Below are 24,733 nucleotides of genomic sequence, written 5' to 3' on the forward strand. Positions count from 1 at the left end.
CCCTATGACACTCCAGCCGCAAATTTCTTGGAAAAAAAATGATTCTTTTTTCAAGAAGCATGGATCCACCCACTCACGGGTCAGAGCAGGCATGTTCGAATACCTCATCCAATCATCAGCGTCTCGTCTGTTTTGCGGAGTAGCATGACCCCCTATCCTCCACACCCCATTCCCAATTACCCCATGGGGCAATTCGCTTGTCATCGGCGGGTTGGTAGCCTATGACACCCCTCATGTCAGCCGAGATGGAACATACAGTCGCCTCCGCAGCCTCGCTGGAGGGAACCTCATTACACACAGGAGAAAAAGTCACTCTGACGGTCAAACCCGCCCCAGCCGGGCACGGGTTCAAGTTCAGGCGCATCGACCTACCCGACCAGCCATTTATCAAGGCAGACGTGGACAAGGTGCAAACCGTCGAACGGGCGACCACTCTGGCAGAAGGCTCGGTCAAAGTGCACACCGTCGAGCATATCCTCTCGGCACTCTGCGGTATGGGCGTTGACAACGCCATCATTGAAATGGACTCCAACGAGCCTCCCATCGGCGACGGTTCCTCCCGTCCCTACGTCGAGCTCATCAAAAAAGCCGGCATCGAGCCCCAGGACAAACCAAGAAAAGTTTACGAAATCCGGGAGCCCATCCACATGGAAACCAAAAATGGCTCCTTTATCACCATCGTCCCCGATAAAAAGTTCCGGGTTTCGGTCACCAATGTCGGCCCCGACGGCCGCTTCACCCAGTTTTTCACCAGCGAAGTCACCCCCGAGCTCTACGAAAAGGAAATCGCTCCAGCCCGAACCTTCGTTTATTACGAAGATGTCAAACCTCTGCTCGACAAAGGCCTGATCAAAGGAGGCAGCCTGGAAAACGCCGTGGTCGTCCGAGGAGAAGAGGTTCTCAGTAAAGAACCGATGCGCTTCAACAATGAATTCGCCCGCCACAAGGCGCTCGACGTCATCGGCGACCTCATGCTCAGCGGTAAACGCATCATGGGCCACGTCATCTGCGTCAAACCGGGCCACAACCCAAACACCCAGATGGCCTCCATCCTCAAGCGCGAATACACCCGGATGCGCACCATGGTTCCACCCGTCCAGATTCCAAGCGGCGAAGCCATCCTCGACATCAACGAGCTGATGAAGATCCTTCCGCACCGCTACCCCTTCCTCATGGTCGACCGCATCGTCGACTTCGAAGGAGACAACAAGTGCACCGGGATCAAAAATGTCACCATCAACGAGCCCTTTTTCCAGGGCCACTTCCCGGGGCACCCGATCATGCCCGGCGTGCTTCAGGTCGAAGCCATGGCCCAAGTCGCCTCCATCTGCGTCCTACGCATGCCCGAATACCAAGGGAAAATCGGTTACTTCATGAGTGTCGACAAAGTAAAATGGCGCCGCCCGGTCCTGCCCGGCGACACCCTCTTCATCGAGGCCGAGGTCATCAGCGTCCGCCGCAGCATCGTCACCGCCAAATGCCGCTGCCTGGTCAATGGCGAAGTGGCCTCCACAGGAGAACTTAAAATCGCCCTCGCGGACAAGTAATTCAACCCGGCAGTCCGCGTATTCATCGCCGGACTGCCGCCCCCTCACCCCACCATGATCCACCCCACTGCCATCATCGACCCCTCAGCGGAAATCGCTCCCGACGTCGAAATCGGCCCCTATTGCGTGATCAATGCCAATGTCAGCATCGATTCGGGCTCCGTCTTGAAATCCCACGTTGCGATCGACGGCCACACCCGCATCGGTAAAAACAACACCTTTTTCCCCTTCGCGGCGATTGGCCAACTCACCCAGGACATGAAATACGCCGGTGAGCCGACAGCCTTGGAGGTTGGAGATGGCAACACCTTTCGCGAAAATACCACCATCCACCGGGGCACGAGCGAGGAAATCCCAACCCGGATCGGCAACGACAACCTCTTTCTTTCTTACGCCCACGTCGCCCACGATTGCCAAGTGGGAAACAACTGCATCCTCTCCAACAACGCCACCCTCGGCGGCCACTGCACCGTTTACGACTATGCCATCATCTCGGGGCTCTCGGCGATCCACCAGTTCACCCGCATTGGAGAACACTGCATGATCGGAGGTATGTCTCGCATTCCACAAGACATCCCCCCCTTTATGATCATTGCCGGCAACCCGGCTGCCGTCCGCGGCGTCAATCTCATTGGACTCCAACGACGCGGGTTCTCTGAAGAAACTCGACGCGCACTCAAAAACGCCTACAAAAAACTCTTCCTTAACAAGAGCAACAACCTAGCGACCGCCACCGAAAACTTTTTGGAAAATGAACAGGCCAAAGATGAAAATGTTAGTCGCTTGATCGAATTCATCCAAAGCAGTGAACGCGGTATCACTCGATAGATAAAGCCTCGTGGTCGATTTCTATTTAGTTTGTAAAGCTTAAAAAAAATCAATCTAATCATTGCCAAGGCCTGATTTTTGATTAGAATGCGAGGCGTTATGAAAAATACATTAGTAACAATGATGACAGGTCTCGCCCTTGCCGCTACGGCACAGGCGGGAGAAGATTATTCAGCCAAGGCTCCTCCAGTTCCGGTTGCCGAGCCATGCCTCTGGTCATGGTTTGCAGGTGGATCCGGCGGATATGTAGACGATATCGATAACGACATGTGGACTCTCCACATCGGTAAAGAATACAAATGCCCGGGCTCAAACTGCTCACATGCCATCTTCCTTGAAGTCGGCTGGACCAGCTGGGACGAAGGTGATTCCGTTTATGACTACGGTGACACTTCCAACCCTTATCCAAACTACGATCTGGACTACGACTTCGACGTCATCCCTATCACTCTGAACTACAAGTACGAGTGCCAGCTGACCAACAACCTGAACTGGTACATCGGTGCCGGTGCCGGTATCGCCATCAGCGAGATCGATGTCAGCGTTTCCAATGGCAACGGCAACTTCAGCGACGACGACAGTGAGACCAACTTCTACGGTCATATCTTCGCAGGCCTCGTCTACAACTTCACCGAGAGCTTTGAAATGTTCGGTGGTGTTCGTTACCTCTACATGGACGGAACCGACGACCTGCTTGGCGTTGACGTCCCAGGCGTTCTGGACGACGACTTCTTCTACGAGCTCGGTGCCCGCTGGAACTTCTAATCATTGATTGGATATTCATCTTATTCCGACCCGGTCAGGCAACAGCTTGACCGGGTCTTTTTTTCACCTTTCTTTGGCGACTAAGAGATATCTTGACTTCCATTTGATTTTGATTAGAATGGCAGACGCTATGAAAAATACATTAGTAACAATGATGACAGGTCTTGCCCTAGCCGCTACGGCTCAGGCAGGAGAAGATTACTCAGCCAAGGCTCCGCCCGTTCCTGTTCCAGAACCATGCCTCTGGACATGGTTTGCAGGTGGTTCCGGTGGTTACGTGGACGATATCGACAACGATATGTGGACGCTCCACATCGGTAAAGAGTACAAGTGCCCAGGATCTAACTCCTCGCACGCTCTCTATCTCGAAGTCGGCTGGACCAGTTGGGATGAAGGTGACTCCCTCTACTTCGATGTCGGTGACAACGACCCCAATTTCAACCTCGACTATGATTTCGATGTCATTCCCATCACTCTGAACTATAAGTATGAGAGCCAGCTGACCAACAACCTGAACTGGTACATCGGTGCCGGTGCCGGTGTCGCCATCAGCGAAATCGACATCAGCATCACCAACGGAGGCAACAAGTTCAGCGACGATGATAGTGAAACCAATTTCTATGGTCACATCTTCGCAGGCCTCGTCTACAACTTCACCGAAAGTTTCGAAATGTTTGGTGGTGTCCGCTACCTCTACATGGACGGAACCGACGACTATGAAGATCTCGACATCCCAGGAGTTCTGGACGACGACTTCTTCTATGAGCTCGGTGCCCGCTGGAACTTCTAATCATTGATTGGATATTCATCTTATTCCGACCCGGCCAAGCCTCTGCTTGGCCGGGTCTTTTTTGCGTCATGGTCTCAAACGCATCTTGCTCCAATCGGAGCCTTTTTTCGCCATCGAGAGAAATCTTGACTCAACTCTCATTTTTGATATGATCCCAGACGCTATGAAAAAGATACCCCTCAGCATACTAACTGGCATCTGCCTCGCCAGCATGGCCCAGGCAGGTGAAGATTACTCCGCTAAAGCAGCGCCCGCTGTCGCCCCCGCACCCTGCCTCTGGTCATGGTTCGCAGGTGGTTCCGGTGGTTATGTCGACGACTGGGATGAGGACATGTGGACCCTCCATCTCGGTAAAGAATACAAGTGCCCGGACAAGGGAAGCTCACATGCCATCTTCCTCGAAGTCGGTTATACTGACAAAGATTGGAGCGGCGACTATTATTACGATCTCGGCTCAGGCCCCATCCCTCCTGATTACCAGACATCGGATGTGCGTAAATTCGCCAGAAATGCCCGTTTCGAATACAGCATGGAAGTGATTCCAATCACGCTCAACTACAAGTATGAACGCCCACTCTGGCGCTCTCTGAACTGGTATGTCGGCGGCGGTCTGGGTATCGCGATTACTGAAATCGATGTCGAGTTAGGAAACCTCAAGGAATCCGACGATGAAACCGCATTCTACGGGCAACTCTTTGCCGGCCTGGTATGGAACCTCTCCGACGCCTTTGAAATCTTCGGTGGTGCTCGTTGGATTTACATGGACAGCGGCCTCGATGACGTCAACGGCATGGACATCCCAGGTGTTCTTGACGACGATATTTTCTACGAATTAGGTGGAAGGTTTAACTTCTAACTTATTACCTACCCTTCTATCATCATTGTTATGCCCACCCGGTCATCTGCACCGGGTGGGTTTCTTTTTGAACAGCTATCGAGCGGCTACAAACCAAGCTCGGATAGCCATCATCAAGACAATCAGGGCACACAAGCCGGAAAACCAGTCACCCAAGATCGCATAGACCGTCAAAGGTCCCGATGTTGGTAAATACGCATGTCCGTACAAGGTGTCCCGAACAAAGTGCGAGTTCTCATTTTCGATTACCTGACGGTCTCCACTGACAGAATCATTCAAACTGCCGGTAACCGACACAATCCCGCTCACTCCCGTATTGGCAGCACGAATCATCGGACGACGCAATTCGATCGACCGGAATCGGGCATTGGCCATATGTTGCGCAGCTGCCTCACTTTGTTTAAACCAGCCGTCGTTCGTAACATTAACGATGAGCTGAGGTTCAGCTCTTACGAATTTTCGAGTCAGCCTACCCACCGTATCTTCAAAACAAACGCTGGGGATCAACTGCACATCACGGTCTTGAACCGGAACAGGCAATGGGTCGGTTGATTGACCAGCTTGAAAGTTACCGGAAAAAGAAGCCCCGGCGGAAAATTCAAACAGCTTTTTAAGCATCGGTATCTGATCCACGAAAGGGATGTATTCACCAAAAATCACCAAATGCTTTTTCCGGTAGGTATAAAGGCTCGTTTCCAATTCTCCTTCTGAAGGAACCACCACCACGCTATTGTAAACCTGCCCCCCTTCCATCGGGCTCCCCCGTTTTCCATCCCACACGGCCTCCACTTCGTTCATGCCGGCAACCAAGGTAAAGCCTCCAAGGGGTCGAACCTCTTCATTGATCATGTGCCTAACTCCACCATAGGCAAGATAGCCCTCCAGGTTATCTGCAAACAACAAGGGGGTCGGCATCGCACTTTCGGGCCATACCACCAAATCCGGAATCTTCATCTCGTAGCTCTCATCCGGATTGGACATCATTTGCTCCTGGGCTTCCTGCTCCAAGGCCTCAATCGCACCAGTCGTGGCATCCGCATAGCCTTGGATGATTTCCGCACCTTGTTTCGGGTCCCATTTGACATCCTGGGGGATGTTTTCCTGGACTAACAAAACCCGAACCCGCTCGGTTTTCCAGGCTTGAACGTCATGGATCCTCCACACTCCGTAACAAAAATGTACGGCTAACAATAAAGCCGCCACACCGAAATCGAGTCGAGGCCTGATCTTACCTTCACGCACTTCCTGCATCAATCGGCAGCCGGTTTGAACCAGCACCGCACTCATAAAAACCGGAAGAAAGGCAAGACCCGAAACCCCCAGACAATCCGCAGCCTGAGCTAATACAGGTGTATCATGAAAGGTCACCCCCAGCCCATTCCAGCCAAAACCGGTAAACAACCAACCACGCAAGCACTCGATCGCAACCCATGCGGAGGCATTCACCAACGCAAACTTCAATGACTGGATCGAATCCTTCACTGCCAGCCCAAGTGGGCTCACCCGCTTGCTTTTTGCGAGCTTTTGATCAATCGCCTGTTGGATCTTATTTCCCCCATGGGCATCTCGCGCCGCCTTGTGCTCCCGCTTTCTCCACGGGTTCCCCAGTCGGACGGCAATCACACCCCATAGGCCGAAATAAAGAGCCAAAAAGAAGGCTAAGGCAATCGCCCCCAATCCACTCACCGTCCACAACCACTTCAGGTTGATCAACCAAAATGTCAAGCCGGCCAAATACGCCACCGCAAAGCCGTAACGCTTTTTCTGTCCGCTCCAAATGGCAGGCAACAAGGGCAGCATCCACACCCACACCAGGCCGGGAAGATCCCAACCCGGAAAGCACATCGCCAATACCCCCCCACTCAACACCGCAGCCAGCCACGGCCAATATTTTGCATTCCTTATCATGGCATGGGTAGGGCGGCACGGCCTCATGCCGCCAAATCAAAAGAAAAAAACTCAAGCGGGCTGAGGCCAGCCCACCTTGATCGATCCTAGCCCATCCTCACTTTGGCGTCCGCCTCCAGGGCGCCCCAAAGCGATTCCAGACCTGCAGCTACCTTGTCCTTGCTTGCTTGCAAATCCGCAGCTCCAGCCGCATCCTTGCCAAAGAGGTAGTATTTGATCTTAGGTTCGGTTCCCGAAGGTCTCACCGCACAGGACCGACCGTCAGCAAGGTCAATGATCAGCATGCCTTCTTTCGGCAGGGAGTCGCCCTCGGCGTCTTCAAAATCATCAACCGCAAAATCACGCACGCGCGTGACCGCCGCACCATCGATTTCAGTCGGAGGATTCTCGGAATACGATGCCGCAAGCGCTTTGATGTTGGCGGCCCCATCAGCCCCCTCCATCACCAGTGCTTTACCTATTTCCAAATGATACCCGAACTCTTGATAGAGGCCATCCAGCAGGGCTAACAAACTCTTACCCTCACTTTTTGCATAAGCTGCAAGCTCGGCAAACATCACGGCAGCTCCATTACCATCTTTGTCGCGAATGGTATCCGTTCCGAGGTATCCGTAGCTTTCCTCACCGCCAAAGATAAAGTAACGGGAATACTCCAGACGCAGAGCCCGGCTTTCTTCCTGGCTGAGCGAGCGGTAGTCGCCCTTCTTGTCTGCTGGAATGGCGTCTTCATACTTCTGCAATTTAGCAGAAATGTATTTAAACCCGGTAAGGGTATCGACCAAACCAACGCCGTATTTTTCAGCAATCGCTGCCTGCAGCTCGGTGGTCACAAAGGTCTTGATCAACACCGCACGGCTACGATTCGAGTCGGTGATGACTCCTTGCTCGAACAAGGTCTTTGTCCGGTACCACGCCATCAGGGAGCCAATTTGGTTACCTGTGAGAAGCTGCATACCTCCATCGTCATTTCTGACAGCAATACCCATCCGGTCACAATCAGGGTCGGTGGCAATCACGATTTCAGCATCCTCTTTTTCAGCCAGGGCAATTCCCATTGCCAAGGCTGGCGCATTTTCTGGGTTGGGTGATTCCACGGTAGGGAACCGGCCATCCTGAACATCCTGCTCAGGCACTGTCGACACCTCGAAGCCAAGTTCGGTAAGCAACGGCACAATACAGTGGCCTCCGGTTCCGTGCAGGTTGGTGAAGACCACCTTGGTTCCACCACTTTCCAACAAATCAGGTCGCAAAAGCTGGGTTTTGGCATCATCCATGTACTGACGATCCATTGCGTCCCCAAGTAGATACATCGTTCCTTGCTCAGATTCGGGCAAGGCTTCGTAAGACTCACTGACAATGGCATTTACCTCCTCGATCACACCGGTAGCGTGAGGTTCAACCAACTGCGCACCTTGGTTAAAGTAAGCTTTGAATCCGTTGTCGTGGGCTGGGTTGTGACTCGCCGTCAGGACAACACCGGCATCCGCATTCAAGGCTCGGATCGCATAAGAAATCTGTGGCGTGGCACGGGCACCATCAAAAAGATGCACATCACAACCCAGATCCGTGCACACCTTGGCACAAAATTCGGCAAAATCCCGTGAGAAATGACGGGTGTCATGGCCCAGCACAACGGCCGGCTTGCGGGCCTCACCTTGCTCTGCAAGATAGCGCTTCATATACACCACCATCCCCCGAATCGCGCGGCCAACGTTGTAAAAGTTCATCGACGCCGTACCGACACAGGGGTGTTCAGGCCGCTCGTTGGGGCCTCCGGCTCCTTGTTCGGCCTGAGTCACCACTTTACCGATTGTCCGGCCACGCAAACCACCGGTTCCAAAAGCCAGTGTCTTAAAAAACCGGTCATTCAGCTCATCCCAGGCCCCCTGGTCAAGCAGTTCAGTAATCGCAGCCTCCGCTACCGGACTGGTGGATCCAGCGAGCAAGGCCAACACATTATCACGCGAAGAGGCAAGCAGATGACCTTCAGCCACTGCACTATCGAGAGAAGATTGAATAGCAGACATTTCGGCTGGATGATAAGCGTGAAACATGAGATTGCAATACCTGTTCATGCCATTGACAGAAACGGCACAGGCCAATCTGCAAATCACCCTGCCGTTCATTTCAGCCCATCCAGCCATCCCATGTCCGCAAACCTTCTCGAACAAGCGCTCCAACAACGCTCATCCCTCCTCAGCCCGGACACCAACGCCCTACGCTTGATCGACGGCGATGGCGATGGACTATCCGGTATTTTCCTCGAAACATTCGCCGACCGCTGGGTCGTCTCCACCCGAAGCAACCACCTACCCGACGACATTCGCAAGTGGCTCACAGCTCAGAACCACAGCACCTATTGGAAACGTCTCGACCAACACGAGAAAGAAAGTCCGAGCCACATCGGAGGACCGGAACAAAACGAAGCATTCACCGCCACCGAGTCCGGCGTCCGTTACCAAATCGACTTTCAGGCCGGTTACTCCCAGGGGATCTTTCTCGACCAGCGCCTCAACCGCCAGCGGGTTCGCCAATCTTCCACCACTGGCGACGGTCAAACCAAAACCGTGCTCAACACCTTCGCCTACACCGGAGCCTTCTCCGTCTGCGCCGCGCTCGGCGGAGCCACCACCACCACCCTGGATCTCTCCCAGGTTTACCTCGACTGGGCCCGGGACAATTTCCGCCTCAACCAGCTCGACCCCGCCGACCACTATTTCTGTAAAGGTGACACCTTCCACTGGCTCAAACGCTTTGCCCGCCAAGGCCGCAGCTTCGACGGCATCATCCTCGACCCCCCGACCTTTTCCCGCGACGACAAAGGCAAAGTCTTCCGGGTCGAAAAAGACTACCACCGGCTCGTCCAACTCGCCCATGCCTGCCTCGCCCCCGGAGGCTGGATCCTCTGCTGCACCAACTGCCGCAAACTTCATCCACGCGAGTTCGCCCGCATGGTCCGCCGTGGAGCCCCCGGCTGCACGGTCACCCCACTCCCCATGCCCCCTGAATACACCGGCGAAAACTACCTCAAGTCACTCTGGGTGAATAAATAAACTTGCCCTACCCTAGCAACAAATACCATCATGGCATACGTATTTTGTTATGATGCAAACCATCCCGATTGTCATAATCGCTACTCTGGTCGCGATGCTTGTATGGACCGTCCACCAACGTGGCGACATCACAACCCTGACTCGGCAAAACCAAGAACTTGAGCAGATCATTCACACTCACCAGAGAGCAGATTCCAAGCAAGCCAAACACACGGAGATCAGGACATCGCTGGATGATACCCCTATCAACTGGACAAAAGTCGTCAAAGATCTTCGAAGCAATCTTGGTGGCTACGGCTATTTAAAAACAACAAGGCGCCTAGACGAAGCCTTTGAATCGATGAGTTATGACGGCTTAATCACAGCCCTCGACGAGATCCACGCCACGGACTTATCCAAAGGGGACCGGCAAATGCTCATCCGGATCATGTGCTCCCAACTGTTTTCCAGGTTCACGGAACAAAGCCTCGCCCGATTTATCGATCGCTACCGCGAACCCATCTGGCAACATTCCATCGCCCAAGGGTTTGCGAAATGGATACGTCAACATCCTGAAAAAGCCACCACATGGTATGAATCAGAGCTTTTAACAGGAACCTTTAACACCGACTCGCCAGAAAATCAGCTTAACACCCCCGAAACTTTACTAGAGTATGGCATCTACTCGATTCTTTCCTCATCCCCTGATCATGCACAACGTCTGCTAGCCTCCGTCCCTCAATCTAGCCAACTCAGAGCACTCTCGAGCATTAGACTAACCAATCTCACCCCCGAGGATCATATCAACTGGGCCACATTGGTTCGTAACACATTATGCCAAAAAGACCAACTCAAAGCTATCACGTGGCCCACCCAGAACTGGAGTGATGGTGATGGTGCCCCAATGCACATCTCCGAAGTAGACGCCTACCTTAGACGCATCCAACCTAACAACGACGAGCTCGAAGCCTGCATCATGACCGTCGCAGCACAACCAACTTCATGGCAACAAGACCGGAGAAAAATAAAAACAGACGATATCGACAGACTCCGCCAATGGGTCAACACTCATCAGCCGGAACTCCTCGATACCGCCACGGCCAAGGCCGTTCGTAGTGCTCATATCCCCTACCAAGAACTGGAACGCATCATATCCCGATACCATGCAACCAGCCACAACGATGAACTCCTCATTGCCCTGCTGAAAAACAGGCAGGCAAGCCACCACCGCGAATTGTCACGCGATATCGCATCCCGACTAACGGACGAAGCGCAGCGAAACCACTATCTTGACGAGTTTGAATAAGCCTCTAGCCATGAAAAGAATCACGAACATCACGGCGGCTTTGCTGATTGCTACGACAGGTTTCGCTTGGTTCAACCACCACCAAATCACCGTCTTAGAAGCCAAACAAGAGGCTCTGAATGAACAGGCAAGATCTCGAGGCATCCACCCTGAGGCCACAACCGGCACACCCTTCCGAAACCACAGGGGCAACCGAGCCAGACACTTTCCGACCCTCACCCACTCTGAAACCGTCTCACTGGGCCATGCATTCATCGCCTATGCCGAGGAAATGGAATTGCTAGATCGCAACACCCCAGTCGATCAGGCCACCCGACAGCGAATGATCGACCAGATGGATCAAATTCTGGCCTTAAATAAAAAGCAGATCCTCACCCTGATCCAGGAAATCCAGGCCGCCGACTACACCACTCCGATCATCCGCGACCGCCTGCTCTCGTTTCTCATCCGCCAACTGGGAAACAATCATCCTCCCGATGCACTCAAAGTACTCACAGAATCCCCTGGCATCCTTGAGCAGGTCAAGCGTCACAACAGCTTGATCGGCGGATCAATTCGAGCCTGGGCAAGTGAAAATCCCGGCCAAGCGCTCGCATGGTTTGACCAACACATCCAAGCACTCCCCGCAAACGCCGCCGACCAATTCGAGTACGACCTAATCTGCGGGACCGCGTCCAGTGATATCAAGCAAGCATTCTCATTATTCAATCGATTCGGAAAATCACCGGACCGTGCCGCGGGAATGCTCCGTTACATCGATCCCTCCAAGGAATCCAGAATCGCCGCCCTGGCTCCACTCCGCGAATGGATCAAAACATTGCCAGCAAACTCCAAAATATCAGATCGATGCTACAGTAAATGCATCATCACACTCACTCTGGGCCAAGGTGGCAAGTCCGCACCGTTTGATTCAACCACTCAATGGATCAATCAAGCCCATCTTACTCTGGAAGAGAGCCGATTTCTCACTCGCAGGGACCTCCTCGATATCACCTACTACATCCGCCCAAATGAGGCCGGGCAATGGGCCGAATGGTTTGGAGCACAATTCCCTGCTGAGATAGCACAAAGAACCATCCAACACCTCGCATCCAACCGTCGCACGGCTGAGCACATCAAAGACTGGCTGGAGTCAGCGCCTAATGGACCAGGCAAGAGCATGGTGCTGGATTCCATCGAGTCCACTAAGCCATGAGCCCGACACCGAAGATGTGACGATTGTGAGGACCTATCATTGCACCCATTGGCAAAGAATTCCATTATGATTCCCTTGTCACCAGAAGCCATCTCTCATTAGGTTATGCTCCATGATATCCATGCATCACAAAACCGCCCTTGTCACCGGTGCCTCCTCGGGCATCGGCCGCGCCATTGCCAGCCAACTCGTCGACGCCGGGGCCAAGGTGATCGGCCTCTGCCGAGACAGCTCGAAGCTTCCTGCGGGCGTACAAGCCCTCCCCTGTGATCTCACAGACATCCAGCAGATCGATGCCGCCTTTGCCTCAATCAAGCATCTCGACATCCTCGTCAACAACGCGGGCCTCGCCCTGCTGTCCCGAATTTCCGACGGGAACCCCGCCGACTGGGAAACAATGTGGCGGCTCAATGTCCAGGCGCTGACCATCTGCAGCCAGAAAGCGCTCGCCCTCTTTCCTGAATCGGGAGGCCAAATCGTCAACACCTCCAGCATGAGCGGGCATCGCGTCCCGGCCACGGGCGGTTTTTATTCACCTACGAAGTTTGCCGTGCGCGCCATCAGCGACGCCCTGCGCAGCGAACTCCGGGCCGATGACAACCCGACCCGGGTCGCCACCGTGTCTCCCGGATACGTCGACACCCCGCTACTCGATCACTACTTCAAAGGACGAGAAGAACAACTCGCCCAAACCCGCCAATCGATCCGCATGCTCCAGCCAGATGATGTCGCTTCGGCTGTGCTTCACATCCTCAACACGCCCCTTCATGTCGAAATCACCGATATCCAAATGCGCAGCGTGGATCAGAAAAGCTGATTGTATCACCTATGATAATATTCGTATGATTCGTGAGATTCGTGGTTCCATCAATTGCTGATTTTTCCCTCGAATTTTTCTTCCTACTACGTAGGAAAGACGTCATCGATGAAAAATGTGCTTTCCAAATCGGTTTTGGCTGTCTAGTCCCCCTCCCATGCCGAAAACTCTGATCATTGCGGAAAAACCCTCCGTTGCCACCGATTTGTCCCGTGCACTCGCCAAAGCACCCGGGATCGAAAAATTCGGAAAAAAGGGCCAGGGAAGAAATACCTACTTTGAAAACGACACCCACGTGATCACTTCGGCCGTTGGTCACTTGGTGGAACTCAAAATGCCCCAGGGGCCGATCGGCAAAAATGGCAAAGCCCGTAACCTTCCATGGAATTTCGAGGTCCTGCCCGCCATCCCCCAATCTTTCCAACTCCAACCCATCGAACAATCCGAGTCCCGACTCAAGCTCGTTCTCCGGCTCGCCCGCCGCAAGGATGTCGATACCATCGTCAACGCCTGTGACGCCGGTCGCGAGGGGGAACTGATCTTCCGCTATATTCTCGAACTCGGCAAAGTGGATAAACCGGTCAAGCGGCTCTGGATGCAGTCGATGACCCAAAATGCTATTCTCGAAGCTTGGGCCAGCCTGCGCAGCGACGAAGACATGCACAATCTGCGCGACGCCGCCAAATGCCGGTCTGAATCCGACTGGTTGGTCGGGCTCAACGCAACCCGCGCCCTGACATGCTTCCGCTCCCGGCACGGTGGATTCAACATCACCGCCGCCGGCCGGGTCCAGACGCCCACCCTTGCTATTTTGGCCAAACGCGAGATGGAAATCCGCGAATTCATCCCAGAAGCCTACGCCGAGGTCCACGCCGACTTCGCTGTGGAAAAAGGAAGCTACGCCGGCCGCTGGTTTAATGAATCCTGGAAAAAAGACCCGGCCCACCCCCACTCCAAGGCCGAGCGCATCTGGGATAAGGAAAATGCCGAAACCATCCGCAGTCGCTGTGAAGGAAAAACCGGCACCGTCAGTGAAACCCAGAAACCCACCAAACAAGCGTCCCCCCAACTCTATGACCTGACCACCCTGCAACGCGAAGCATCCTCCCGCTATGGCTTCTCGGCCCGCCGCACCCTGCAACTGGCCCAGTCACTTTACGAGAAATACAAAATGCTGACCTACCCGCGGACCGACTCCCGCTACCTGCCGGAAGACTACCTCGGCACCGTGCATGGCACCATCCAATCGATCTCCGAACAAGGTGGCGATCTCGGCCGCTATGCCAAACAAGCAATCGACCAAGACCTGGTCAAACCGAGCAAGCGGATCTTTAACAACGCCAAGATCTCCGACCACTTCGCCATCATCCCCACCGGCCGCTTTGTCAAACTCGATGAGGCAGCCCAGAAAATTTTTGATTTGGTCGCCAAGCGCTTCCTTGCCGTGTTCTACCCTCATGCCGAGTTCCTCAACACCCGGCGCATTACCCGCATTTCCCACCCGGATGCCACCGATGCCTTTCTGACCACCGGCAAAATCCTCGTCACTCCTGGCTGGCTCGCCATCTATGGCCGCCAACCCGGTGTCGCAGCCGGCAAAGACGACCTTTGCGCCGTCTCTGAAGGTGAGTCGGCCCAAGTTACAGACATCGAGGTCAAACATGACGAAACCAAACCGCCGGCACGATTCAACGAAGCCACCCTACTCTCCGCCATGGAGGGCGCTGGCAAACTCATCGACGACGACGAACTGCGCGAGGCCATGGCTGACCGTGGACTCGGCACCCCCGCCACCCGCGCCGCCACCATTGAGGGCCTGATCCGTCAAAAATACATCGAACGTGACGGCCGCGAAATCCACGTGACCCGCAAGGGTCTCAGCTTGATTGACCTCACCCAGGAGCTCGGAATCGACGCCCTGGCCTCCCCATCCATGACCGGAGACTGGGAAAGCAAGCTTCACCAAATGGAACATGGCCAACTCACCCGCCCTGAGTTCATGCAGGAAATCATCGGTTTCACCAGTGACATCGTCAACAAAGCCAAAACCTACACCGCCGAGCTCAAGAACAAGGTCTTTCCGGACCTGCTCTGCCCCTGCCCGGTCTGTCAGACCGAGCCGATGAAAACCACCGATGCCACCTATCAGTGCTCCAACCCGGAGTGCGGGTTCCAAAGCAACAAGTATATCGCCTCCCGCGAGCTCAAGCCGGAAGAAGCCATTCAACTCTTCACCACCAAACTCGTCGGCCCCTTCGACGACTTCAAATCCCGCTTCAACCGCCCGTTCGAAGCCGTGCTCGAACTCAAACAGGAAACCACCAAATCCGGCAAACCCGGAAAGTGGAAAGTCAACTTCGTCTTCGATGACGGCGAAGATGAAAAAGACGAACTGAGCGATGAGCACATTGTCGCCACCGTAACCACCCCGGATGGCAGTGAAGTCCAGATCTATGAGATGAACAAAGCCTGGCACGTCCCCGCGATCACGACCAAAAACGACCCCGACGGCATCCGCATCTCACGCACCATCCTGAAACACGAAATCCCACGCGATCAAGCGATCAAACTCATCCAACTAGGAAAGACCGATCTCATCCCGGGCTTCATTTCGCGTAAGACCCGCCGACCGTTCTCAGCCTACCTCACCTTCGACCACAGCAGCGGCAAAGTGGGATTTGAATTCGAACCCCGAAAGAAAGCAGCCAAGAAGGCGGCAAAAAAATCAGCAAAAAAGAATGAAGAAAAAAAATGATTTTTTTCTTCTCTCACGAGCTCTCGTGAAACTAACAAACCCCTGTTTTACGGGGTTTCCAGAGCACTCGGAAATCGAAGCAAAACGGTGATACTACCAAGGGAAATCTGAAAGGCAAGCGAAATCGTTTTTCCCCTTAATCATATTTTGTCGGAGATCGCGCATATAATCGATTCCCGTTGTCAAAAAGAAAAAGTTGGGGTTATGTGAAACCGCCATGAGCACAACACATGAACCATTGAAACAGTGGGTCGAAGAAATGACCCAACTTTGCCAGCCGGACAACGTCCGCTGGTGTGACGGATCGCAAGCCGAGTGGGACGAACTCACTCAACTGCTTGTTGACAAAGGTGTCTTCACTCGCCTCAACCCGGAAAAACGCCCCAACAGCTTCTTGGCTCGTTCGGCACCATCCGACGTCGCCCGTGTTGAAGACCGCACTTACATCTGCTCCGAAGACGAAGCCGACTGCGGCCCTACCAACAACTGGTATGACCCAGCAGCAATGAAAGAGCTTCTCAAGGGCAAATTTGACGGCTGCATGAAAGGCCGCACCATGTATGTTATCCCATTCTGCATGGGACCTCTTGACAGCCCGCTCGCCAAGATCGGTGTCGAGGTGACCGACAGCGCCTACGTTGTCGTCAACATGCGCATTATGGCCAAGATCGGCGCCAACGTGCTGCAACGTCTCGAAGACGAAGCCGCTGGCAAAGTCGACTTCGGTCGTGACGGTCACGGATCATTCGTTCCTTGCCTGCACTCTGTTGCCTGCCCACTTGAGCCAGGCCAAGAAGACAGCGCATGGCCATGCAACGAAGAGAAATACATCTCCCACTTCCCTGAGACCCAGGAAATCTGGTCCTACGGATCTGGATACGGCGGAAACGCCCTGCTTGGTAAGAAGTGCCTTGCTCTCCGCATTGCCTCCACCATCGCACGCAAAAACGGCTGGATGGCTGAGCACATGCTCATCCTCGGCATTGAAAACCCAGAAGGTGAGAAGCGCTTCATTTCCTGCGCCTTCCCATCCGCCTGCGGAAAGACCAACCTCGCCATGCTCGTTCCTCCCAAGGAGCTCGCTGACAAGGGCTGGAAAGTCACCACCATCGGTGATGACATCGCATGGCTCTGGCCACACGCCGACGGCACCCTGCACGCCATCAACCCTGAGTGCGGATGGTTCGGTGTGGCACCTGGAACCTCTTACGAGACCAACCCGAACGCCATGGAATCCATGCTCGAGAACTCCATCTTCACCAACGTGGCCCTCACTGACGACGGCGATGTGTGGTGGGAAGGAATGACCGACGAGACTCCTGAGCACCTCATCGACTGGAAAGGCAACGACTGGACACCTGAGTCCGAGACACCTTCCTCGCACCCGAATGCCCGCTTCACCGCACCAGCATCCCAATGCCCATGCATCGATCCTGAGTGGACCAACCCGGACGGTGTTTCCATCGACGCATTCGTCTTCGGCGGCCGCCGCGCAGACACCATGCCTCTGGTCTTCCAATCCAAGAGCTGGGAACACGGCACCTTCATCGGTTCCGTTATGGGCTCCGAGGTCACTGCAGCTGCTATCGGCCTGAAAGCCGGTGTGCGCCGCGACCCAATGGCCATGCTTCCGTTCATCGGATACCACGTCGGAGACTACCTCCAGAACTGGCTCGATGTCGCAGCCAAGACCGAGAACCCACCGAAAATCTTCAACACCAACTGGTTCCGCAAGGACGAAGACGGTGCTTGGCTCTGGCCAGGATTCGGTGAGAACACCCGTGTTCTTGAGTGGATCATCAACCGTGCAAATGGCAAAGTAGGCGGCGAAGAAACCTTCGTTGGCACCGTGCCTAAGTTTGAAGACTTCAACACTGAGGGACTCGACTTCTCCGAGGAAGACTTCAACAAAGTCATGACCCTCGACAAAGAAGAGTGGGCTGAAGAGCTCGCAACTCAGCAAGAGTTCCTCGATAAAGTTGGTGACAAGCTTCCACAAGCTATCTCTGACGAGCGAGCCGCTCTTATCGAGCGTGTGAACGGCTAACTGCCAACACCACTTTTACATACATCGTTGTTTTGTATGTTTTCATAAACTGGGCCGCCCCGCACGTTGATCGTGCGGGGCGGTTTTGTTTTCAGCCATCACCGCCATCGTGTTGCGATTGAATCGGTAGCTCGCCGATTTCGATCAAAACCACATTCGCGGAATGCGCTGTTCATATCTGGGAGGATCGTCCGTTGATGAAAGATGGGGATCGATGAGCTCGTTTCCAATAAGTATGTCCTCACCGTTCAGATGGCCGTGCCTATGGTTGATTGCCCATTGTTTCACCGCCAGTCTGCAAGCCGAAGAGCGTGATTTGCTCAACGAATCTCCCTACGCAAGCGAGGTTCGGACTCGAGCCGCTCACTTAGCCGCGCCCTCCCCCTTAACTCGTTCGAAAGCCATCGAGCGATTATCCATGATGCGGGAGCGCAGCGTCTGCCATCAGGTTTCCACCTTGCTAGGAGACCCCGACGCCCGCGTCCGGCGGGAAGCCGTCATGTATCTGGCCATCAATGGCAATCGAGAGACGCTCAACCATTTGATCGAAACGCTGAACGATGCGGACTGGACCGTCAGACAAGCCGGCATCATCGCCTTACGGACGGCAACACATTTGAAATTACCCTACCGTGCAGAAGCCCGGGCAAGCGTTCGCACACCTCAGATAGAAGAAATCAAATCCACACTTTCGAAGCTTGATTGGGACACCCACATTTCAACCTTGATCAAAACCGCCGAGGATACCCAACTCGAATACGCCGAGCGATGCGACGCCATCCGTGCCATTTGCCGGACCGGTGAAGCCAATGATGAGCTAGTCCGCAGAATCATCAAACTCGTCAAACCTCACGAAACGAAATCCTATTACCTGACAGGTAAATCGGCGCAAAAAGTCATGTATCAAAGTGGAGGTGCCAACGCCACAACGCGCCCACCAAAACAATTTGTCGGCGCCTGCATCCGCGCGATCGGACGGCTGAGCCAAGCGGGCAAACAGGGGGAATCCTATCTTATTTCACTCCTCGATTACCCACATTGGGCAGATCAAGCACTAGATGCCATGCTGGATTGCGGCGGACCGGCGAGCATCGATGCGGTGATCCGTCATCTACCGGACTACGGGTTCAATCCAAGCACCCGCCACGAGCAACACACAAGCTACCAGCACATCGTCAAAAGCTATCCCGCATCGGACAACCCTCAACTCTGCATGTCGGACAGGCTACCCAAACTGTATTATCAAGGCCTCAGGGTTCTTTGCCAACGACCCTTACTCGAACGGCATCGAACCGCGATACGGGCCATTGCCCCAACCATTCTGGCAACCATCCCGAACCACTTTGATTCCACAGTCGTTTATTCACGGGAACCCCTCCATGACATGACAGCTTATCTCTTGGAATTCTCCGGAACACGAAAACACGCCCTCGACGCAGCCTGGGCAGTCATTCGTAAAGACCGGCATCTCCCCGAATCGTTTGAACACAAGGACAGCTTTATGAAGCTGGCCAGCGACTACTTCAACACAAACAAAACAACCCACCCACCCTACGCCAGCCAAATTCTAGCAGCCCTGGCGAGAGAGAGCGATCAGATCCCCCACCTGATCGAACTACTCGATCATCCCAACGGATGGCTGCGGATCGATGCCTGCAGAGCCTTGATTTTTCTTAATGCCAAACAAGCGGCCCCCAAGCTCAGATCACTACTCACCCACTCACCCGATGATGCCACCTTCGGCGTGCGTGTGGATCTTGACCGATTCAAATTAAAGCCGATCGAAAAGCAGGGATACGATGAATTCTGCGACCCCTCGCCACGTTTTAAATACGCATGGATCATCGCACTCGAAAAATTGGGAGATGATCGTGACATCCCCCTGCTGCAACACTTGTCGACAAACGACCAAAATGTCCTGGAGGTGCAGCACGCCGCGGTCCGGGCTCTTGCATCAAAAAGCAACAGCGGAGCTCATCGCTTCCTCCAAACCATCGAACGAGACCATCCCTATTATTCGATCCGGCTGCTGGCAAGAGAAGCGTTATACCGTTCCGGCACTCCCCGATTACGCCCTACCGCCACAAAAAAAGCATCCAACCCTCATAACAAACCATCCTCTCACGCTTCGGATCAAGCCGGATTGAGTTATGCTTTTATCAAAGGACCACACGACACTGGAAACCACTTTCAAATTTCCAAAGATCAAACCGCCTACTCAACGACAGATTCCGGCCCCACCTACCGGTTTGGGCACAATGTGTATATCTATGACACTCACGGTCAGCATGGCAAACTCAAACAATTGACCCATTTCAATAACGCCTATGTTGCCGATCTCGAGGTCAGCTACGATGGCCAGTGGCTTCTCTTCTGTAAACGAAACATCGATAGCCCGGACCCATGGTGGCACTTGTTTGAAATACACACGGATGGCAGCAAACTCCGACAAATCACACACGGCCCCTACCACGATGTTCAGCCGGTCTATTTGCCTGATGATTCCATTGCCTTCAGCTCAACACGCTTGGGATACAGAGACGAATACCATGGCTACCCGTCAACCGGCCTAACGACAGTCAATCGAGATGGAACGAACATCCAAGTCGTCGGCTTCAACTTTGGACGAGACTCTGAACCGTCCGTCGGCAAAGATGGCAAGATCCTCTTCACTCGTCTCGAGCTATTCTACTCACGGGTTAAAACCGAGTGGACCCTGATGTCTGCCTTCCCTGATGGAAGCAAAGCCCAAACCCTCTATGGCCCCGAACGTAGGGAACTTTTCTATTCGATCAAGGGAGCCCAGGCACTCAGCCCACCACGGCACCGGGTTCTCCGTATCACTCAACCGCAACCTTTTGGAAACAACCAATACATCATCAACAGCTTTCGCGGCCCGATGCTCGTCGGCCCCGGAAGGGAGCAGGAACGTTTCCTCCTTCCGAATAACCACTGGGCCGTTACCTGCCCTTACCCGCTGGACGATCAAACGCTCCTGGTATCAGCAGGAAAACGACCCAACCCGAAAAATCTCATGCAAGCGGTCAATCACGGCATCTATCACATGAATGTCGATGATGGTTCGCTGAAGTTGATCTATGACGACCCGGCAACCTCAGAACTGGATGCCAGGCCACTGCGCTCACGCCCACGGGAAAATATTCTGACGGCAAACCCAACTCAGCAGGCCTCCACTCCTTACACCGGCGTTATGATCTGCAACTCGGTGTTCAATAGCCGCCAACAACAAATAAGCGATCGGACAAAGTATATTCGAATCAACGAAGGCATCCCTGTCGTCGAAAGACACCAGACACATACCAACCACGGGGCGGCATGGAGAAACCACGGGGGGCCTATCGGACGCATTCTCGGAACCATTCCCGTCGCTCGCGACGGCAGTTTCTCAATTGAAATTCCGGCTGACCGGTTAGTTCACTTCCAAGCACTCGACAGCGACCGGCAAGTGATTGGCAATGAAATCAATTGGCAGTATGTGCGCCCGGGCGACAACCTGAGCTGCATCGGTTGCCACGAAAAACCTGACACCACACCGGTCGTGCAGCACTTCCCACTGGCACTGCGAAATAAACCCGTCCGACTGCTCCCCAGCGACGACGACATCCTCTACCGGGCAAAAATGTGGTTCAAAGGCTGGGCTCCCGACGAACGTGAAGCCCGCATGCGCTCGGTCAACGCAATCAATACCTACGGCCGGGAATAATACCATTCTCCCAGTTAAATGGTATCAGACGGCCATTTCTATGGTTTCTTCAGCCCGATCCACTCCAAACATTCGGGAAGTCGCTCCGCTGATGGAGGGAAATGCCCCATCCCGGGGACATCGAGAAATTTGTAATCCAGGCGCGCCTTTTCCCAGTCCTTGCTGGTTTTCAAGATCTCCGGATGGTTTCTGTCTTTCTCTCCGGAAATCACTAACCACTTGTTCTTTTTACGCTCTCCCCGCTTGAAATCTCCAACATCAAGCCCAGGGAAATGACCGGGCAAATAACTCTGCGCAGCAGAACTGATGGCACCTAAAAACATTTCAGGAAACAAAGCCGCGGTGAGCATCGCCATATGACCACCACCAGAGGTTCCGGCGACCACACGCCTATTGGGATCAATGTTGTAATCCTTCTCCACACTGGCGAGGGCATCCATGGAAAGACAAACCCTGCGCGCATAAGACACGTCATTGCCCACTTTGTTCGCCGAGACGGCAATCATTTTGAACTCATCAAAGATCGGATACCACGCCTTATTGATATGCGCATTGGGAGAGTGATTGATATAGAGAAATATTCCGTAGGCTTCGGTAGCATCATAAGAGCTTGGCACATAAATCGAACAGGTATCATTCACCAGGTCCCGGGCCATCCATTCTTCCTGGCTGCCATTATTCACATCACCCCCGTGATTGCCACTACCTACCGCTCGGATAAACTTTTTACGCTCCGAATCTTTGAAGTAGCCTTTTGCATCCGTGAATAAGCGGGAGTGAATGGGCTTGTTATCAAATCGGCCAGTCATCGATTTGGCTTTCGCCGCGCGTTTAACCGCCGACTCCGCATCTTCCTTCTTTTTTTGCTCCAACCACTCGAGGTCCGTCTGGGAAAGTTTGCTGAAAGGCACCGTAAACTCCTTCCCATTCATTTCGATCACCACCTTGTCACCGCCCTCGTAACGGACAAACTCGGCTTCTATCGCTTTCCCGTCACTGCTGGTCCAGGTCCGGGCATCCATTTGCTCTGAAGCGAGCAACACCATGATCCCTGCAAGCAAGGAAGAGCTTTTTATTTTCATATCAAATTTATTGAATCACTAACATTCGTATCAAAGCCCATCCAATCCTCAAGCTTTCATTTTTTAAATCGCCTTCGTGTTCCTATTCTCTATGCTCAAGTTTCTATCGAAAAATGAACACACGGACACTCACGCTGATCAGCACTCTGGCTCTACTTTCTTCCACTTGGGGGAAAGAGGAAACAAGCATCACCATGCCAGCTTCCGCTAAGCTCGCCTTCGTGGAAGACTGGTCGAGCGGACAAATCGATCCCACCAAGTGGTATATGCTCAGAAAAAAATGGGGCGCGGGCAACCATGGTGTTGTCCCCGAAAATGTCTTTCTCGCCAAGGACACCGTCGACGGCAAGGAGCAGCACGTCCTGGTCTGCCGAGGCCATGGTGACCAGTACCAAGGGGCCATTGTTGGTCTGCATGGGAATGCCCAACGCGTTGGTGGTGTCATCGTCTCCAAACCATACTTCGCATCCGGTCGATTTGAGGTCGTGATGAAAATTGGCAAGACAAGCCATACAGCAGGCAACCCGAAAGATCCGAGGCGGCCAATCGGGATGATTCCCGCCATATGGACTTACGCCTACCGATGGGTCCAAGCTGGAAAACAATCCGACCCCCATGCCTTTTCCAAAGACAATCCGATGTACAACCCACACCTCAACCATCGGGGGTGGAAGAGCAATGAGTATTGGTCCGAAATCGATTTCCCTGAATTCGGTAAAAACCAGGACCTCGAAACCGGACTCTACAATGGTTTTGTCAACAAAAGCCATCAGAGTCTAACCTTCGACACCAAGGCCGCCATCGACGGTCAGTTCCATACCTTTACGACCATCTGGCGAACCCACCTCGTTCCCATCCCGGGCGTCACGGACCAACAAGTCACCTCCTACAACGGCTACTGGTGGATTCAGGACAAGCGTATCCCGTTCAAGCAATATCTCGGCAACCCTCTCAAGCGGCTAGGCAAAGACCAATACTCCATCTACTCAGGGAAAGTGGCCACCCATTTCATCGATGGACAATATGTCGGGTCCAATCACAAATTCGTTCCCTCCATGGCTGCCCAACTCAATATCGGTGTGTGGTTTCCTAAATGGGCCGGTGCCGCCCCATGGAAGCAATCGACCATCTCCGTCGCCTCGGTCAAGATCTGGCAGTTTGACGACCCCGGAGACGTTCGGGGGATTCTCACCGAGGACATCACCAACAATATGGATAAACAAGGAAAGCCACTGCAGCCCTGAACCAGGGTATCACCGCTGAGGCCTCATGCACATCGCGGCACCTGATCGCCGCACAACACACAAACAAGCGCTTGAGCAAAGATCATTCAGCGCCCCCGCGGTGCATCACTGGCTCAGACAAGCACCTGCGTTGACGTCTCAGCAAAAGTGCGACTCCCGCCAATCCAAACAAACTCGCGGTCGAAGGCTCAGGAATCAGAGTCAACCTAACAGCATTTAATCGGGTTTTATTACCCGAACTATTTTCCCGGAGAAACACATCATAAGCACCCACGCCATCAGAGCTGAAGGTAAAGGAGGCTGCCGGGCCGGATGCGCTTACTTCCACATCCGTATGAACGATCGTCTCCGTCCCATTCCTCCGGTATCCCACCATCTGAGTTCCCACCGAAGAGCCCGAATCATAACTCCAAACCTCCACCAGCCAATCACCCGCAACCAAACTACCCGCCTGGCCAAAGTGCAAGATGATCGCAGAATTGGCCGCGCCTTCATCAAAGGCAAAATCACCGACCAGAGAGTCGGGAGCAGGATTGGAAGGACTTCCCCTGAGCCGGGAGCCGTCAGAGCTGCTGATCCGGAATTCCACACCATCGACCGTCACCGCTCCACCATCAGCGCTGTGAGGGGAATTAAGCCCAGTCCAGCCTGATGTTGTCAGAGGCGCATCGGCATCGTTGATATCAATGGAATAAACCGTAGCACCATAACAGGCGCCCATGGATAAAAGCAAACAGCTAAGAGTTTTCATAACAAGCATCGCAACACAAACTGATGAGGGCTGTCAAAAACCAAGGGAACAAAAAAACCATATATGGACAAAGCGAGCCGATTTCA

Annotated in this window: 17 protein-coding genes; 13 read left to right on the top strand and 4 right to left on the bottom strand. The window is 53.7% G+C overall.

What is annotated here, in order from left to right:
• The first annotated feature begins 245 nt into the window (after positions 1–245).
• The 5 genes from HW115_RS09005 (at position 246) to HW115_RS09025 (ending at position 4,786) form a co-directional block, all read left to right on the top strand.
• Positions 246–1,547, top strand: a complete 1,302-nt coding sequence (locus HW115_RS09005; RefSeq protein WP_227021389.1) for a bifunctional UDP-3-O-[3-hydroxymyristoyl] N-acetylglucosamine deacetylase/3-hydroxyacyl-ACP dehydratase — start codon at positions 246–248, stop codon at positions 1,545–1,547.
• 54 nt (positions 1,548–1,601) lie between these two features.
• Positions 1,602–2,375 (top strand): acyl-ACP--UDP-N-acetylglucosamine O-acyltransferase, encoded by a 774-nt coding sequence (gene lpxA, locus HW115_RS09010; RefSeq protein ID WP_178932292.1) that lies wholly within the window; start codon positions 1,602–1,604, stop codon positions 2,373–2,375.
• A gap of 99 nt (positions 2,376–2,474) precedes the next feature.
• Complete coding sequence (locus HW115_RS09015) at positions 2,475–3,140, top strand: outer membrane protein (RefSeq protein WP_178932293.1); 666 nt, start codon at positions 2,475–2,477, stop codon at positions 3,138–3,140.
• 130 nt (positions 3,141–3,270) lie between these two features.
• Entirely contained in the window at positions 3,271–3,930 is a 660-nt protein-coding gene (locus HW115_RS09020; protein ID WP_178932294.1) for an outer membrane protein, read from the top strand.
• Between the two features lie 163 nt (positions 3,931–4,093).
• Entirely contained in the window at positions 4,094–4,786 is a 693-nt protein-coding gene (locus HW115_RS09025; protein WP_178932295.1) for an outer membrane protein, read from the top strand.
• Between the two features lie 75 nt (positions 4,787–4,861).
• On the opposite strand, the gene lnt is transcribed toward HW115_RS09025, so the two are convergent.
• Positions 4,862–6,694 (bottom strand): apolipoprotein N-acyltransferase, encoded by a 1,833-nt coding sequence (lnt, locus tag HW115_RS09030; protein ID WP_178932296.1) that lies wholly within the window; start codon positions 6,692–6,694, stop codon positions 4,862–4,864.
• A gap of 86 nt (positions 6,695–6,780) precedes the next feature.
• Positions 6,781–8,721: a phospho-sugar mutase gene (locus HW115_RS09035; protein WP_178932297.1), complete on the bottom strand. Its 1,941-nt coding sequence runs from the start codon at positions 8,719–8,721 to the stop codon at positions 6,781–6,783.
• A 120-nt stretch (positions 8,722–8,841) separates the two neighbouring features.
• On the opposite strand from HW115_RS09035, the gene HW115_RS09040 reads away from it, so the two are divergent.
• From HW115_RS09040 to HW115_RS09070, 7 genes are all read left to right on the top strand, one after another.
• Positions 8,842–9,747: a class I SAM-dependent rRNA methyltransferase gene (locus HW115_RS09040; protein ID WP_178932298.1), complete on the top strand. Its 906-nt coding sequence runs from the start codon at positions 8,842–8,844 to the stop codon at positions 9,745–9,747.
• Between the two features lie 49 nt (positions 9,748–9,796).
• Complete coding sequence (locus HW115_RS09045) at positions 9,797–11,032, top strand: hypothetical protein (RefSeq protein ID WP_178932299.1); 1,236 nt, start codon at positions 9,797–9,799, stop codon at positions 11,030–11,032.
• Between the two features lie 10 nt (positions 11,033–11,042).
• Positions 11,043–12,227: a hypothetical protein gene (locus HW115_RS09050; RefSeq protein ID WP_178932300.1), complete on the top strand. Its 1,185-nt coding sequence runs from the start codon at positions 11,043–11,045 to the stop codon at positions 12,225–12,227.
• A gap of 121 nt (positions 12,228–12,348) precedes the next feature.
• Positions 12,349–13,044, top strand: a complete 696-nt coding sequence (locus tag HW115_RS09055; RefSeq protein WP_178932301.1) for an SDR family oxidoreductase — start codon at positions 12,349–12,351, stop codon at positions 13,042–13,044.
• 157 nt (positions 13,045–13,201) lie between these two features.
• Positions 13,202–15,799, top strand: a complete 2,598-nt coding sequence (locus tag HW115_RS09060) for a DNA topoisomerase III (protein ID WP_178932302.1) — start codon at positions 13,202–13,204, stop codon at positions 15,797–15,799.
• 217 nt (positions 15,800–16,016) lie between these two features.
• Positions 16,017–17,846, top strand: a complete 1,830-nt coding sequence (locus HW115_RS09065) for a phosphoenolpyruvate carboxykinase (GTP) (RefSeq protein ID WP_178932303.1) — start codon at positions 16,017–16,019, stop codon at positions 17,844–17,846.
• A gap of 235 nt (positions 17,847–18,081) precedes the next feature.
• Positions 18,082–21,570: a HEAT repeat domain-containing protein gene (locus HW115_RS09070; RefSeq protein WP_178932304.1), complete on the top strand. Its 3,489-nt coding sequence runs from the start codon at positions 18,082–18,084 to the stop codon at positions 21,568–21,570.
• Between the two features lie 38 nt (positions 21,571–21,608).
• Here HW115_RS09070 and HW115_RS09075 read toward each other — a convergent pair whose 3' ends face one another.
• A complete protein-coding gene (locus HW115_RS09075) occupies positions 21,609–22,652 on the bottom strand; it encodes an SHD1 domain-containing protein (protein WP_178932305.1) in 1,044 nt (347 codons plus the stop codon).
• A gap of 113 nt (positions 22,653–22,765) precedes the next feature.
• Here HW115_RS09075 and HW115_RS09080 point away from each other — a divergent pair, with 113 nt between their 5' ends.
• Positions 22,766–23,896 (top strand): LamG domain-containing protein, encoded by a 1,131-nt coding sequence (locus HW115_RS09080; protein ID WP_178932306.1) that lies wholly within the window; start codon positions 22,766–22,768, stop codon positions 23,894–23,896.
• A gap of 82 nt (positions 23,897–23,978) precedes the next feature.
• On the opposite strand, the gene HW115_RS09085 is transcribed toward HW115_RS09080, so the two are convergent.
• The gene (locus tag HW115_RS09085) at positions 23,979–24,647 is read right to left on the bottom strand and encodes a PEP-CTERM sorting domain-containing protein (protein ID WP_178932307.1); all 669 of its coding nucleotides are present in this window, start codon (positions 24,645–24,647) and stop codon (positions 23,979–23,981) included.
• Between the last annotated feature and the right edge of the window lie 86 nt (positions 24,648–24,733).

Origin of the sequence: Oceaniferula marina (assembly GCF_013391475.1) — a bacterium.
In the GTDB taxonomy this organism is placed as follows: Bacteria; Verrucomicrobiota; Verrucomicrobiia; order Verrucomicrobiales; family Akkermansiaceae; genus Oceaniferula; species Oceaniferula marina.